We start from the raw sequence: 13,205 nt of genomic DNA on the forward strand, positions 1-13,205 counted from the left end.
TCGACATGCGGTACACCCTGCTGTTGCACTATTCCGAGCCGGCCGAGAGCGACCTCGACGACGCGGCGATCGCCGAGGGCATGCGACGGATGTCGGCGTATGCGGCCGCGCTGCACGCCGCCGGGGTGCTGCTGGCTGCCGAGGTGCTGCAGCCGTCGGAGCTCACGACCACCCTGCGACGCGAGGCGGATGCGCTGCGCGTGCAGGACGGGCCGCTCATCGACAGCAAGGAGCAGCTCGGCGGCACCCTCGTGATCGACGTGCCCGACCTCGACGCGGCGCTCGGGTGGGCGTCGCAGGCGCCGGCGCTCGAGTGGGGCGGCGCGGTCGAGATCCGGCCGGGCGCCACGCACACCATCGACGGGGTATGGACGACGGGCGGCTGAGCGACGCCGCGCAGGCCGCCGCCCGCGCCGCGGCCGCCCACGCGGCCCGCGACTCGTACGGTCGCCTGATCGCCGTGCTCGCCGCCGGCACGGGTGACCTCGCGCTCGCCGAGGACGCGCTCGGCGACGCATTCGCCGAAGCGCTCGAGCGGTGGCCGGCGAGCGGCATCCCCCAGAACCCGGAAGGCTGGCTGATCACGGTGGCCCGCAATCGGCAGCGCGATGCCTGGAAGTCGGCCGCGGCGCGGACGAGCGTGTCGCTCGAGACCGTCGACCCGGCCGGCGCCGATCCCTTCGACGGCATCGATCCACTGCGCATCCCCGACCGCCGGCTCGAGCTGTGCTTCGCGTGCGCGCACCCGGCGATCGACGCGAGCGTGCGCACACCGCTCATCCTGCAGGCGGTACTCGGATTCGAGGCGGCGCAGATCGCCGCGGCGTACGCCGTGCCGACCGCGACCATGGCGCAACGGCTCGTGCGTGCGAAGCGCCGCATCGCGCGTGCGGGCATCCCGTTCGCGATCCCCGACCGGCGCGCGATGCCCGAGCGGCTCCCCGCCGTGCTCGAGGCGGTGTACGGCTGCGCGGCGATCACGTGGCGCGACGATCGCGACTCGCTCGCGGGCGAGGCCCGCTACCTCGCGGTCACCTTGGCCGCGCTCCTCGAGCGCGAGCCCGAGGCCTGGGCGCTAGCGGCGCTCATCAGGCTCTCGCTCGCACGCCCGCGCGGCGGTCGGTACATCCCCGTCGAGGAGCAGGACCCTGCGACGTGGGATGCCCGCGCCATCGCCGAGGGCGAGTCGTACCTGCGCCGCGCGGCGGACCTGCGGGAGCGGGCGCACAAGGCCGGAACCGGAATCGCCGGCGTCGCACCGGGCCCAGGCCGCTTCGAGCTCGAGGCCGCGATCCAGGCCGTGCACCTGGACCGCCACCGCACGGGCGAGACCGGCTGGCCGGCCCTCCGCGAGCTCTACGCGGCGCTGCTGGTCGTCGCTCCGAGCCTCGGCGCCGAGGTCGCCGCCGCGGCGGTGATCGGCAGGGCGGATGGCATGGCCGCCGGCCTCGCCGCGTTGCCGGCCCCGGCACGGGGCGGGTCCTTCCAGCCGTGGTGGGCGACGCGCGCCGACCTGCTCCGCCGCGCCGGGCGCGACGCCGAGGCCGACGCCGCATACGCTCGCGCGATCGAGCTGACGCCCGACCCGGACGTCCGGGCGTTCCTCGAGCGCCGACGCGGCTGAGGAACCCTGTCCCCGGGCCCCGGTGGTCGCCGCCACGCACGCCGTTCGTCGCGGCGATCGACCGTTCGTCGCGCCGACGCACCGCCCGCCGCGACGGGCCTCCGGCGGGCAGCGCGCCAACCGTAGCGTGACCACGTCCCACGCAACGAGGCGACCCCTAGGAGGAGCACAATGACGTCGCAGCCCCCACAGTCGACGCTCGACGCCGAACCCGGCGACGAGCTCCGGCCCCACCCCGACCTTCCCCACACGGCCGTCCCCGAGGCCGAGCTCGAGCGCGAGCGCAAGTGGACCCTGCCGAAGATCCTGCTGTGGGGCGCCATCGCGCTCCTCGGCGGCGTCGCCTGGACGATGATCGCCATCATCCGCGGCGAGACGGTCAACGCGATGTGGTTCGTCTTCGCCGCCGTCTGCAGCTACCTCATCGGCTACCGGTTCTACGCGAAGGTCATCGAGCGCTACATCGTGCGCCCCGACGACCGCCGCGCGACCCCCGCCGAGACGAAGGCCGACGGCAAGGACTTCCACGCGACCGACCGCCGCGTGCTGTTCGGCCACCACTTCGCCGCGATCGCCGGCGCCGGTCCGCTCGTCGGGCCCGTGCTCGCCGCGCAGATGGGCTACCTGCCCGGCACGGTCTGGATCATCGTCGGCGTCATCCTGGCCGGCGCGGTCCAGGACTACCTGGTGCTGTTCTTCTCGATGCGGCGCGGCGGCCGCACCATCGGCCAGATGGCCCGCGACGAGCTCGGCAAGATCGGCGGCACCGCAGCGATCGTCGCCTCGCTGCTCATCATGCTGATCATCATCGCGATCCTCGCGCTGGTCGTCGTGAACGCCCTCGGCGAGAGCCCGTGGGGCGTGTTCAGCGTGTCGATGACGATCCCGATCGCGCTGCTCATGGGCGTGTACCTCCGATACATCCGGCCGGGTCGCATCACCGAAGTGTCGATCATCGGCTTCGTGCTGCTCATCGCCGCCATCGTCGCGGGCGGATGGGTCGCCTCGACGCCGGGGGGTGCGGAGATGTTCCACCTCGACCGCACCACCATCGCGTGGGGCATCATCGTCTACGGCTTCATCGCCGCGGTCCTTCCGGTCTGGCTGCTGCTCGCGCCGCGCGACTACCTGTCGACGTTCATGAAGATCGGCGTCATCGTGATGCTCGCCGGCGCGATCGTGCTGGTGCGCCCCGAGATCTCGGTGCCCGCGTTCAGCGAGTTCGCCGGCGGTGAGCTCGGCCCGGTGTTCTCGGGCGCACTGTTCCCGTTCCTGTTCGTCACCATCGCGTGCGGCGCACTGTCGGGCTTCCATGCCCTCATCGCGTCGGGCACGACGCCGAAGCTCATCGAGAAGGAGCGCCAGACGCGCTTCATCGGCTACGGCGGCATGCTCATGGAGTCGTTCGTCGCGATCATGGCGCTGGTCGCCGCGATCTCGCTCGACCGGGGCATCTACTTCGCGATGAACTCGTCGGCGGCCGCGACGGGCGGCACGATCGAGGGCGCGGTCGCGTTCGTGAACTCGCTCGGCCTCACGGGCGTGAACCTCACGCCCGACATGCTGTCGTCCACGGCCGCGGCGGTCGGCGAGGAGTCGATCGTCTCCCGCACCGGCGGTGCGCCGACGCTCGCGCTCGGACTCGCGAACATCATGCAGCAGGCCTTCGGCGGCGCCGCGATGGCCGGGTTCTGGTACCACTTCGCGATCATGTTCGAGGCGCTGTTCATCCTGACCGCGGTCGACGCGGGCACACGCGTGGCGCGGTTCATGCTGCAGGACTCGATCGGCAACGTCATCCCGAAGTTCAAGGACACCGGATGGCGCCCGGGCGTGTGGATCACGACGGCGATCATGGTCGCCGGCTGGGGCTACATCCTGATCCTCGGCGTGACCGACCCGCTCGGCGGAATCAACACGTTCTTCCCGCTGTTCGGCATCGCGAACCAGCTGCTCGCGGTCATCGCGCTCGCGGTCGTGCTCGCGATCGTCGCCAAGCGCGGGCGGAGCTACTTCAAGTGGCTCTGGATCATCGCGCTGCCGCTCGCGTTCGCGGCGGTCGTCACGATCACGGCGTCGATCTTCAAGATCTTCTCGCCGGTGCCGCAGGTGGGCTACTGGGCCAACCACATCGCGTTCCGCAACGCGCTCGACGCGGGCGAGACGTCGTTCGGCACGGCGGGAACCGTCGAGGCGATGGAGGCGGTCGTGCGCAACACCGCGGTCCAGGGCACGCTGTCGATCATCTTCGTGACGCTCGCGATCGTCGTGCTGGTGACCTCGCTGATCACGACGGCCCGGGCGCTGCGCAACGGCGGCGGTGAGAACCACGAGGACGCCCCCGTGGCATCCCGTCGCTTCGCCCCCGCGGGCGTGTTCGCCACGAAGGCCGAGAAGGCGCTCGAGCGCGAGTGGGCCGACCTGCCCGCCGAGCGGCAGCCGGAGACGGCGCGCCACTGATGGCCGACGCCACCGTGCGGCGACCCGCCCGGACCCCTGCGGTCCGGGCGGGCGCCGCCGCCTCCTTCGCGGTCGCCGCCGACGTCGTGCTCCGCGGATGCCGCGGCGTCGCGTGGTACGTCCGCGACCTCATGGGCGACAACGCGTACCGGGTCTACCTCGAGCACCACGCCGCCCATCACGGTCCCGAGCACCCGCCGTTGAGCGAGCGGGCGTTCTGGCGGCAGAGAATGGATGAGCAGGACCGCAACCCCGGGGCCCGCTGCTGCTGACGTGACGAGGGAGCGCACATGATCGACGCCGTGTGGCTCCTCGTCGCCGCGCTCGTCGGGGTCGCGTTCACGCTCCTCGCGCAGTGGGTGTGGCGGATGGCGCGTGGCGCGCGCGACCTCGGCAGCGATGCCGAGCGCGCGGCGTTCCGCACCCTCTCGCTCGCGTCGCGCGCGGCCGTGCACCTCCGCGGCGGCCTCGAGGCGGGCGACGTGCCCCGAGCGGCGCGGACGCTGCGCGCCCTGCTCGGCAGCGAGGCGATCGCGATCGCCGACCGTGAGGGGATCGTCTCGATCGACGGCCGGCTGGACCTCGGCCAGGCGGCGTGGCAGGTCGCGGAGAGCGTGCTGCAGACCGGCCAGCGTCAACTCCTGCGCGGGTCGCCCGACGCCGTCGGCGCGCCGATCGTCGTCGACGGGCGGACCGTCGGGGTCATCGTCGCGTTCGCGGCGAAGGTGCGGGCTCCGCTCGTGCGGGCCACGACCGAGGTCGCGACGTGGTGTGGCGCGCAGATCGAGCTCGGCGGGCTCGAGACATCCCGCACCGCGCTGGCCGAGGCCGAGCTGCGCGCACTGCGCGCCCAGATCAGCCCGCACTTCGTCTACAACGCGCTCAGCGTGATCGCGTCGTACATCAGCACCGACCCCGAGCGCGCGCGGGACCTGCTGCTCGACTTCGCCGACTTCATCCGGTACTCGTTCCGTCGCCAGGGCGAGTTCACGACGCTGGCCGACGAGCTGCAGAGCGTGCACTCCTACGTCGAGTTGGAGCGTGCCCGGTTCGAGGACCGGCTGAGCGTGACCCTGCGCATCGAGCCAGAGACGCTCGCCACCGTCATCCCGTTCCTCAGCCTGCAGCCGCTCGTCGAGAACGCGATCCGGCACGGGCTCGAACCGCGCGAGCGGGGCGGCACGGTCGTGATCTCGTCGCACGACGACGGCACGCACACCGAGATCACGGTCGACGACGACGGCGTGGGCATGGACCCGGCAGCCCTGCGCGAGCTGTTCGCCGAGCGCAGCCCCGCCGATCGCGTCGCGCACATCGGCCTGCGCAACGTCGACTCCCGAGTGCGCGGCATCTACGGCGACGACCACGCCCTCGTCGTCGAGACCAACCCAGGAGCGGGCACGATGGTGCGCATGCGCATTCCCAAGTCGCAGCCCTTCCACGAGACCGAGCGGGCGGTGGGCGGATGACGCGCGCCGACGCCGCCACGGGCCCCGACCGCATCGACGTGCTCATCGCCGACGACGAGCGGCCCGTGCTCGACGAGCTCGAAGCGCTGCTGCGACGGGATGAGCGCGTCCGCGACATCCGCCGCGCCTCGTCGGGTTCGGAGGCGATCCGCCTGCTCTCCGAGCACGCGGTCGATGCGGCGTTCCTCGACATCCACATGCCCGGGCTCTCGGGCTTCGACCTTGCGCGGGCGCTGTCGCGGTTCGGCAGTGCCCCGGCGATCGTGTTCGTGACGGCCGACGAGGCCGGCGCGGTCGAGGCGTTCGACTTCCAGGCGGTCGACTTCATCCTGAAGCCGATCCGGCGCGAACGGCTGCAGCGCGCGGTCTCCCGGATCCTCGCGGGGCGCGAAGCCCCGCGCGGGCACGAGGCCGACAGCGACGCGCTGCCCGACGAGAGCATCCCGGTGCGCGTGGGCAACGTCATGCGCGTGGTCCTGCGCAGCGACGTGCGCTGGGTGCAGGCGCAGGGCGACTACTCGCGCCTCGTGACCGACTCCGACAGCCACCTGATCCGCGAGCCGATCTCCGACCTCGAGGAGCGGTGGGCCGCGGCCGGATTCATCCGCGTGCACCGCTCGTACCTCGTCGACCGCGCCGCGATCACGACCGTCCGGCTCGTCGGCGCGCATCCGACGCTCACGGTCGCCGGCGAGGAGATCCCCGTGAGCCGCCGTTCGATCTCGATCGTGCGCGAGGCGATCCTGCAGCCCCGGGGCGACGCCCGATGAGCGGTCGCCCGGCGCGCGAGCGCGTGACGTCGGTCGACCGGCCGACCGGGCGCACCGAGCCGATCGCCCGTCCGGGCGGGGGCGCCGCCGCCGCACAGGTGAGCGAGGCCGAGTCGCTGTTCACGCGAGGGCTCATGCGCGCCCAGGTGCGGCTCGCGCTCGCGTTCGTCCTCGCGTTCGTCGCGGTCGTCGCCGGCCTGACGTTCGTGATCAGCCAGGTCGAGGCGCTGCACCACGTGGTCGTGGCTGGGGTGCCACTGCCGTGGCTCGTGCAGGCGTACGGCTACTACCCGATCATCGCGGCCTTCGCCGTGCTGTACACGATCGCGGCGATCCGGGCCGAGCACCGGTTCCGCGCCCTCGTGGAGCACGAATGAGCCCGCTGCTCGTCGTCGGGGCGATCGCGCTCGTCGTGCTGGTCGCCGCCGCCATCAGCGTGTACGGGCTGCGGATCTCGCGGACGACCAGCGACTTCTTCGTGGCGTCCCGGACCGTGCGCCCGATCTGGAACGCCTCCGCGATCAGCGGCGAGTACCTCTCGGCGGGCACGTTCCTCGGGCTCTCGGGGCTCGTGCTGCTGTCGGGCTCCGACGCGTTCTGGTTCCCCATCGGCTACGCGGCGGGGTACTTCCTCGTGCTGGTGTTCGCCGCCGCGCCGCTCCGCCGCAGTGGCGCGTACACGATCCCCGACTTCATCCACGCCCGGCTCGACTCGCTCGCCGCGCGACGCGTCACGAGCGTCCTGGTGATGGGGATCGGATGGCTCTACATCGTGCCGCAGTTCCAGGGCGCCGCGCTGGCGCTCAACGTCGTGGCCGACGTCCCGCCGTGGGTCGGCGCCGTGACCGTCGCGATCGTCGTCAGCGGATCGGTCGCGGCGGGCGGCATGCGCTCGATCACGTTCGTGCAGGCGTTCCTGTTCTGGCTCAAGCTCGCCGCGCTCGCGGTGCCGGTCATCTTCTTCGTCATCGCGCTCGGTCCGCACGAGCCGGCGATCGATCCCGATTTGGTCTTCCCCGCCGAGCACGGGCCGGGCGGGCTCGACATGTACGCCACGGCGTCGCTGCTGGTCGCGCTCCTGCTCGGCACGATCGGCCTGCCGCACGTGCTCGTGCGCTTCTACACGAGCCCGACCGGCACCTCCGCGCGGTGGACGACCGTGATCGTGATCGCACTCGTGAGCGTGTTCTACATGGTGTCGGGCACGATCGGCCTGGTCGCCCGAGCGACCGCCCCCGACCTCGCGCAACCCGGCGTCGCCGACACGGTCGCGCTGCTCCTGCCGTCGCGACTGATTCCCGGGGTGGCCGGCGACCTGCTGACCGCGCTCGTCATCGCGGGTGCCCTCGCGGCGTTCCTCGGCACGTCGTCGGGGCTCGTCGTGTCGCTGTCGAGCGTCGTGAGCCAGGACCTGTTCCACGGCACGGTGCGCTCGTTCCGGTGGGCGGCCGTGTTCACGACCGTCATCCCGCTGCTCGTCGCGCTCGCGACCGTGCCGCAGGCGCTGGTCTCCTCGGTCGGCAACGTGTTCGTCTTCGCCGCCTCGGCGCTGTCCCCCGTCATCGTGCTCGGCATCTGGTGGCGCCGCCTCACCGCGCGCGGCGCCATCGCGGGCATGCTCGTGGGCTCGATCCTCTGCGCGGCGGCGCTCGGCGCGTCATCCGCCCTGCGAATCTCGGGAGTCGAGGCCGGCGTCGCCTCGACGCTGCTCGCGCAACCGGGCGCCTGGACGATCCCGGCCGCGACGCTCGCCTGCATCGTCGTCTCGCTGCTCGACCGCCGCGGGCGGCCCGCGAGCACCGAGCGCATGCTCGGGCGGCTGCACACGCCCGAGCAGCGCCGAGGCGCTCCGCCCGAGCGAGTCGCGTCGGACTGATCCGCCCGGGTGGCCCCTGTCGCGCCGCTCGGCGGCGGCGTAGCGTGGGCGCGAGCGCCACCGAACGAGGGGGTTCACCATGGCCGAGCTCGCACCCATCCACCCGTGTCTCTGGTTCGACAGCCAGGCGCGCGAGGCGATGGAGTACTACGTCAGCGTCTTCCCCGACTCGCGCATCGACCGGATCGACGAGTATCCCGACGAGAAGCTCGACGAGCACTTCACCGGGATGTCGGGCAAGGTGCTGAACGGGCAGTTCACGCTGAACGGCGTGCCGTTCACCTGCCTCGACGGCGGGCCGCTGTTCACGTTCAACGAGTCGATCTCGTTCATGGTGTGGTGCGCCGACCAGGACGAGATCGACTACTACTGGTCGAAGCTCTCGCACGTGCCCGAGTCCGAGCAGTGCGGATGGTGCAAGGACCGGTTCGGACTGAGCTGGCAGGTCATCCCGGCGAACATGGGCGAGCTCACGCGCACGCCGGCCCAGGTCCAGGTGATGATGCGCCAGAAGAAGATCGTGATCGCCGAGCTCGAGAACGCCTGAGCGGCGGCGGTCGCAGCCCGGCGGTCACAGCCCCTCGGCGATCTCCTTGATCGTCGCGAGGCGGCGCTCCCACTCGGCGCCGATGGCGTCGAGGCGGCGAGCGGTGTCGCTGAGCTGCGAGCCGATCACGCGGTACCGCACCTCGCGGCCGACGCGGACCGGCTCGACGAGGCCGACCTCCTGCAGCACGGCGAGGTGCTTCGCGATCGCCTGCCGCGTGACGGGCAGCCGCCCGGCGAGGGCGGACGCCGAAGCGTCGCCCTCGCCGAGCGCGGCCAGGATGCTCCACCGCGTCTCGTCGCCGAGTGCGGCGAACACGGGAACCAGCGTCCCGGTGGTCACGCGGCGCCCTCGGCGGGGTCCGCGAAGAGCGCGACGAGCTTGTCGAGCTCGGAGACCCAGCCGTCGCGGTGCGCGGCCATGTTCGCGGCCGGGTCGGACGTGCGGTCGAAGCCGGTCTCGACGACGGTGAGCTGCGTGCCATCCGTCACGGGCTCGAGGGTGAAGGTGAACACCGTCGAAGTGCCGTCGTCGACGGTCTCCTCCAGCTCGCCGCGCGCGTCGTCGTTGCCCCAGCGGTAGGTCACCGCGTGCGGTGCGTCGATCGCCTCGACGCGGATCGGCACAGCGCCGTAGCCCTCGAAGGTCATGGTGCCGGTCGCGCCGGGACCGCTGCCGTCGAGGACGGTGCGCCCGAACCAGCGCGAGATGTGCTCGGGTTCGGTGACGGCGGCCCACACCTTCTCGATGGGGGCGGCGATGCGGATGGTGCGCCGCACCGTGAACGCGGCGTCGTCGATCACGGCTGGCTGGTGGTCGGTCATGGTCACGATGATCAGTCCTTTCGGCGGTTTGCGCAACCCTTGGGTTGCATTTCGTTTGCAACCTTATGATTGCACATCGTCGCCTTGCAATGCAACTCTTTGGTTGCAGGATGTCGCGACGCGCCCGGGCGCGTACCGTGGCGACATGGCACGCGATCCCAACGTCCCCGACGCGTTCGACGTCTACACGGTCGTGATCCTGCGGCGGCCCGCCGATGCGCCAGACCTCCCCGAGGCCGAGCTGGATGCGCTCCAGGCCCGTCACCTGGCGTACCGGGCCGAGTTGGTGCGGAACGGCGTGCTCGTCGCGAACGGGCCGTTCGACGAGCAGAGCGATCCGTCGTACCGCGGCATGTCGGTGTTCGGGTGCGACCCCGCTGAGGCGGCGCGCCTGTCCGACCAGGATCCGTCGGTCGTCGCGGGTCGCCTCGCGTACGACGTGATGGAGTGGTGGGTCAGGGCGGGCTCGCTGGCGTTCCCGTCAGCGACGGGGCCGGTCGGCGACCGCCGTTCGATGCCCGACGACTGAGCCGGGGTCGCATTCGCCGGCGGCGCTCGTTCGGGGGGTTCGGGCGGCGGGCGGACCGACTAGCATTCGGCGCATGGAACCCGATCGTCCCGAGCCTCCGGCGGCTGCGAACCGCGGCGGATGGCTCGCGCGCATCCCGCTGTGGGTGCGCATCGTCGTGCCCGTCGTCGTGCTCGGCGCGCTGGTGGTGGCGGTGATCGTCGGTGTCAGCGCGTCGTCGGGCCCGGATGATTCCGAGGCCGCCGCCGAGGCACTGTGCCGCGAGGCGGTGCTCGAGGAGATGGAGTCGACCGGCCGGACGGCAGGTGACGTCTCGGAGTCCTTCGAGGTCACGGAGGCCGGCGACGACGAGTATCGCGTGCAGGGCACCGGGACCTACGAGGATGAGGACGGGTCCACGCAGTCCGGCAACGTTCGGTGCGTGGTCCGCGAGGAGGACGACGCCCTCGAGGTCGCGAGCGTGCGGTTGGACTTCTGATCGCCTTCCCCACCATCGACGTGCGCCTCGCGCGCGAACTTGTCGATCGCCGGTTCCCGGAGTGGGCCGGGTTGCCGGTTCGACCCATCGAGCCGGGTGGCGTCGACCATCGGTCGTTCCGGCTCGGCGAGGACCTGCTGATCCGCATCCCGAGCGCCCCCGGGTACGTGCCGCAGGTCGCGAAGGAACAGGCGTGGCTGCCCGTACTGGGGCCCCGATTGCCGCTGCCGATCCCGCGGGTCGTCGGCGGCGGCGAGCCATCCGACCGCATCTCGTTCCCCTGGTCGCTGTACGGCTGGATCGACGGCGAGACGGCGATGACCGCACCGATCGACGACGAGGTCCGGTTCGCGGAGGAGCTGGCGGCGTTCCTGGTCGCCTTGCGGTGCATCGACGCGACGGATGGCCCCGGGCCCGGGCTGCACTGCGCCTACCGCGGCGCTCCGGTGTCGCAGTGGGACGACGAGGTGCACGCGTTCCTGCCTCGCATCGGGGACGCGCGTGAGCGGGCGCGCGCTGCGGCGATCTGGCGGGATGCGGTCTCGGAACCCGACCGCAGCGCGCCGGTCTGGTTCCACGGCGACGTGGCCCGGGCGAATCTGCTCGTGCGGGAGGGGCGCCTGTCGGCGGTGATCGATTTCGGATGCGCCGGTGTCGGCGATCCTGCGTGCGACACCGTCATGGCGTGGACGGCATTCAGCGGGGCATCGCGTCGCGCGTTCGTGCACGTCTACGACGTCGACGATGCGACCTGGGCACGCGGACGCGGCTGGGCCCTGTGGAAGGCCCTGATCCAGCTCGATTCGCCGGATCAGGGGTCGGTCGATCTCGCGCGTCGGACGCTCGCGGCGCTGTTCGAGGAGGGTGCTTCCGGAGGGCTCAGAGGAACAGCTTGAAGCCGACGTGCGAGGCGTCGAAGCCGAGCCGGTCGTAGAAGCGGTGCGCGTCGGCGCGCCGGGCGTCGGACGTGAGCTGCACCAGCCGCGCGCCGCGCTCACGCGCTCGATCGATCGCCCACCGGATCATCGCCGATCCCAGGCCGTTGCCTCGCTCCTCATCGGCGACCCGCACGGCCTCGATCTGCATCCGGGTCGCGCCGCCCCGGGAGAGACCTGGGATGAAGGTGAGCTGCATGGTGCCCACGATGCCGCCGTCTGCGCCTTCGACCGCGACCAGCATCTGGGCCGGATCGGCGTCGATCGCCTCGAACGCGCTCACGTAGCCGGCCTGGTCGGCTTCGCTGGATCCGAACTCGGATGCGCGCATCGAGTCGGCGGCGAGCAGCGCGACGATGTCGTGCACGTCTTCCTTGTGGGCACGCCGGACGAGGTAGGTCTCGCCGGAGAGGTCGATTCGATCCGAAGTCACGCCGCAAGGGTCTCACGCGGGGCGTGCAGCCATGGTGGGCCTTCGTGTTCGCCGGGTTCGCATGGCTCAGGCTCGGGTGGGGGCGAGGTCACCGGCGCCGATGGTCGGCTCGCACGTCGGCCGACGGGGGTGAAGGGTCGTTCTGGGATAGTGCGCAGTTCGTGTCCGGCGGGCGAGGACCGAGGGTGAGCACGGGCACGGTCACGACGATCTTGCCCGCGACCCGTCCGGTGGCGGCGGCCAGGTGCCGGTCGGCGGTGTCGAGGGTGCCGGCCAGCAGCAGGTCGCCGGCGATATCGGCGGAGCGCTGCGCTCTGGTGCGCGGGTCAGGCCGTGAGGGGTCGCCAGTGTCGGCGAGGGCGTCGAGGCGGGCCATGATCGCCACGGCCCGGTTGGCCGAGAGGAACAGGCTGAGCCACGCCATCCCATCCGGCGCCGGATCCACCGCCACCCGACGCTCCAACTCGGCACGCACGTGCCGGTCAGACAAGGGTTCGGGGTGCAGCCGCTCGCGGAGCCGGTGCAGCCGACGGCGGAACGCGGCACTGGTCCGGGACCCGGCGTCCTGCAGTGCCACCTGCTCGATCTGATCGGCGGCGTCGGGCGGGAGGGTCGAGGTGACCTCGAGCAGCGACCGGACATGCGCGCCGCTGATCTCCCCGGCGGCGAGCGCGGCCAGGGTCGCGGCGCGGGAGCCGGCGAGCCGGGTCGCGTCGGCGACCAGCCGGCCTGCGGTCGGGTCGGGCACCACCATCGTGGTGGCCAGCTCGGCCACGAATGAGCGCGTCGCGAACTCACGCTCCGTCGACGTCGACGCGCCGGTCACGCCTTCGAGCTCGGCGTGCCGCACCCGCGCGGCCTCGACGAGTCGGAACTGCTCGGCCTGTGCCCACCGGATCGTGCGCTCCAACGACACGATCCGCGCCAACTCCGCGGCCAGCCCGGCCTCGTCGGCCAGCACTGGCTTGTAGGCCAGCGCCGGCTTGTAGGGCAGCGCCGGCTCGTCGGCCGGCGACTGCGCGAACGCCGCCTCCAGCCATCCGTCGTCGACGAACGCCTCATCGATCAGCACGCCCTCGACGACCCCATCAGCCCACCCGAGCAGTGGGGTCGGGGTCGGCGTCATGCGATCAGTCAACCAGCACCCACCGACATCGCCGACCGCGAGAAATCCCAGACGAGATGCGTATTTCGGGGTTGCAGCAAGGCGCCCCACACCTCCCTCCCAACGCGAGGCCGTAGTCTCGATGCACCGCCCCC

At 71.9% G+C, this 13,205-nt stretch carries 16 protein-coding genes; 12 read left to right on the forward strand and 4 right to left on the reverse strand.

The window, feature by feature from the left end; genetic code table 11:
* Positions 1–5: 5 nt before the first annotated feature.
* The 9 genes from ACFQ58_RS13675 to ACFQ58_RS13715 all read left to right on the forward strand — a co-directional run bounded on the left by ACFQ58_RS13675 (position 6) and on the right by ACFQ58_RS13715 (position 8,746).
* Positions 6–386, forward strand: coding sequence for a YciI family protein (locus ACFQ58_RS13675; RefSeq protein WP_376951698.1), 381 nt, complete (start codon positions 6–8; stop codon positions 384–386).
* Positions 368–1,624 (forward strand): RNA polymerase sigma factor, encoded by a 1,257-nt coding sequence (locus ACFQ58_RS13680; RefSeq protein WP_376951699.1) that lies wholly within the window; start codon positions 368–370, stop codon positions 1,622–1,624. The genes ACFQ58_RS13675 and ACFQ58_RS13680 overlap by 19 nt, the downstream gene beginning before the upstream one ends.
* 171 nt (positions 1,625–1,795) lie before the next feature.
* Positions 1,796–4,084 carry a carbon starvation CstA family protein gene (locus ACFQ58_RS13685; RefSeq protein WP_376951700.1) on the forward strand — a complete coding sequence of 763 codons (2,289 nt, stop codon included), beginning with the start codon at positions 1,796–1,798 and terminating at the stop codon, positions 4,082–4,084.
* A complete protein-coding gene (locus tag ACFQ58_RS13690) occupies positions 4,084–4,356 on the forward strand; it encodes a YbdD/YjiX family protein (protein ID WP_376951701.1) in 273 nt (90 codons plus the stop codon). Before ACFQ58_RS13685 ends, ACFQ58_RS13690 begins: the two co-directional genes overlap by 1 nt.
* Before the next feature lie 18 nt (positions 4,357–4,374).
* The gene (locus ACFQ58_RS13695) at positions 4,375–5,553 is read left to right on the forward strand and encodes a sensor histidine kinase (protein ID WP_376951702.1); all 1,179 of its coding nucleotides are present in this window, start codon (positions 4,375–4,377) and stop codon (positions 5,551–5,553) included.
* Positions 5,550–6,323 carry a LytR/AlgR family response regulator transcription factor gene (locus ACFQ58_RS13700; RefSeq protein WP_376951703.1) on the forward strand — a complete coding sequence of 258 codons (774 nt, stop codon included), beginning with the start codon at positions 5,550–5,552 and terminating at the stop codon, positions 6,321–6,323. The genes ACFQ58_RS13695 and ACFQ58_RS13700 overlap by 4 nt, the downstream gene beginning before the upstream one ends.
* Positions 6,320–6,700 carry a heavy metal transporter gene (locus ACFQ58_RS13705; RefSeq protein ID WP_376951704.1) on the forward strand — a complete coding sequence of 127 codons (381 nt, stop codon included), beginning with the start codon at positions 6,320–6,322 and terminating at the stop codon, positions 6,698–6,700. The genes ACFQ58_RS13700 and ACFQ58_RS13705 overlap by 4 nt, the downstream gene beginning before the upstream one ends.
* The gene (locus tag ACFQ58_RS13710; protein ID WP_376951705.1) at positions 6,697–8,199 is read left to right on the forward strand and encodes a cation acetate symporter; all 1,503 of its coding nucleotides are present in this window, start codon (positions 6,697–6,699) and stop codon (positions 8,197–8,199) included. The genes ACFQ58_RS13705 and ACFQ58_RS13710 overlap by 4 nt, the downstream gene beginning before the upstream one ends.
* 79 nt (positions 8,200–8,278) lie before the next feature.
* Entirely contained in the window at positions 8,279–8,746 is a 468-nt protein-coding gene (locus ACFQ58_RS13715; RefSeq protein ID WP_376951706.1) for a VOC family protein, read from the forward strand.
* A 24-nt stretch (positions 8,747–8,770) separates the two neighbouring features.
* Here the strand turns inward: ACFQ58_RS13715 and ACFQ58_RS13720 are convergent, their stop codons facing one another.
* Complete coding sequence (locus ACFQ58_RS13720; protein WP_376951707.1) at positions 8,771–9,088, reverse strand: ArsR/SmtB family transcription factor; 318 nt, start codon at positions 9,086–9,088, stop codon at positions 8,771–8,773.
* Positions 9,085–9,570, reverse strand: a complete 486-nt coding sequence (locus tag ACFQ58_RS13725; protein WP_376951708.1) for an SRPBCC domain-containing protein — start codon at positions 9,568–9,570, stop codon at positions 9,085–9,087. Before ACFQ58_RS13725 ends, ACFQ58_RS13720 begins: the two co-directional genes overlap by 4 nt.
* A gap of 145 nt (positions 9,571–9,715) precedes the next feature.
* Between ACFQ58_RS13725 and ACFQ58_RS13730 the strand changes: the two genes are divergently transcribed.
* The 3 genes from ACFQ58_RS13730 (at position 9,716) to ACFQ58_RS13740 (ending at position 11,473) form a co-directional block, all read left to right on the forward strand.
* Complete coding sequence (locus ACFQ58_RS13730) at positions 9,716–10,099, forward strand: YciI family protein (protein ID WP_376951709.1); 384 nt, start codon at positions 9,716–9,718, stop codon at positions 10,097–10,099.
* A gap of 73 nt (positions 10,100–10,172) precedes the next feature.
* Entirely contained in the window at positions 10,173–10,577 is a 405-nt protein-coding gene (locus ACFQ58_RS13735; RefSeq protein WP_376951710.1) for a hypothetical protein, read from the forward strand.
* Between the two features lie 71 nt (positions 10,578–10,648).
* Positions 10,649–11,473: an aminoglycoside phosphotransferase family protein gene (locus ACFQ58_RS13740; protein WP_376951711.1), complete on the forward strand. Its 825-nt coding sequence runs from the start codon at positions 10,649–10,651 to the stop codon at positions 11,471–11,473.
* Here ACFQ58_RS13740 and ACFQ58_RS13745 read toward each other — a convergent pair.
* A complete protein-coding gene (locus ACFQ58_RS13745; RefSeq protein WP_376951712.1) occupies positions 11,457–11,945 on the reverse strand; it encodes a GNAT family N-acetyltransferase in 489 nt (162 codons plus the stop codon). The two genes, ACFQ58_RS13740 and ACFQ58_RS13745, sit on opposite strands and share 17 nt — an antisense overlap.
* Positions 11,946–12,033: 88 nt before the next feature.
* Complete coding sequence (locus ACFQ58_RS13750) at positions 12,034–13,071, reverse strand: DUF222 domain-containing protein (RefSeq protein ID WP_376951713.1); 1,038 nt, start codon at positions 13,069–13,071, stop codon at positions 12,034–12,036.
* Between the last annotated feature and the right edge of the window lie 134 nt (positions 13,072–13,205).

The sequence above is a fragment of the Agromyces sp. NPDC056523 genome (assembly GCF_042794545.1).
GTDB lineage: Bacteria > Actinomycetota > Actinomycetes > Actinomycetales > Microbacteriaceae > Agromyces.

Coding starts and splice junctions, on each gene's coding strand:
- ACFQ58_RS13675 (WP_376951698.1), top strand. CDS start 6: ATGCGGTACACCCTGCTGTTGCACTATTCCGAGCCGGCCGAGAGCGAC.
- ACFQ58_RS13710 (WP_376951705.1), top strand. CDS start 6,697: ATGAGCCCGCTGCTCGTCGTCGGGGCGATCGCGCTCGTCGTGCTGGTC.
- ACFQ58_RS13690 (WP_376951701.1), top strand. CDS start 4,084: ATGGCCGACGCCACCGTGCGGCGACCCGCCCGGACCCCTGCGGTCCGG.
- ACFQ58_RS13750 (WP_376951713.1), bottom strand. CDS start 13,071: ATGACGCCGACCCCGACCCCACTGCTCGGGTGGGCTGATGGGGTCGTC.
- ACFQ58_RS13705 (WP_376951704.1), top strand. CDS start 6,320: ATGAGCGGTCGCCCGGCGCGCGAGCGCGTGACGTCGGTCGACCGGCCG.
- ACFQ58_RS13680 (WP_376951699.1), top strand. CDS start 368: ATGGACGACGGGCGGCTGAGCGACGCCGCGCAGGCCGCCGCCCGCGCC.
- ACFQ58_RS13715 (WP_376951706.1), top strand. CDS start 8,279: ATGGCCGAGCTCGCACCCATCCACCCGTGTCTCTGGTTCGACAGCCAG.
- ACFQ58_RS13735 (WP_376951710.1), top strand. CDS start 10,173: ATGGAACCCGATCGTCCCGAGCCTCCGGCGGCTGCGAACCGCGGCGGA.
- ACFQ58_RS13700 (WP_376951703.1), top strand. CDS start 5,550: ATGACGCGCGCCGACGCCGCCACGGGCCCCGACCGCATCGACGTGCTC.
- ACFQ58_RS13725 (WP_376951708.1), bottom strand. CDS start 9,570: ATGACCGACCACCAGCCAGCCGTGATCGACGACGCCGCGTTCACGGTG.
- ACFQ58_RS13730 (WP_376951709.1), top strand. CDS start 9,716: ATGGCACGCGATCCCAACGTCCCCGACGCGTTCGACGTCTACACGGTC.
- ACFQ58_RS13685 (WP_376951700.1), top strand. CDS start 1,796: ATGACGTCGCAGCCCCCACAGTCGACGCTCGACGCCGAACCCGGCGAC.
- ACFQ58_RS13695 (WP_376951702.1), top strand. CDS start 4,375: ATGATCGACGCCGTGTGGCTCCTCGTCGCCGCGCTCGTCGGGGTCGCG.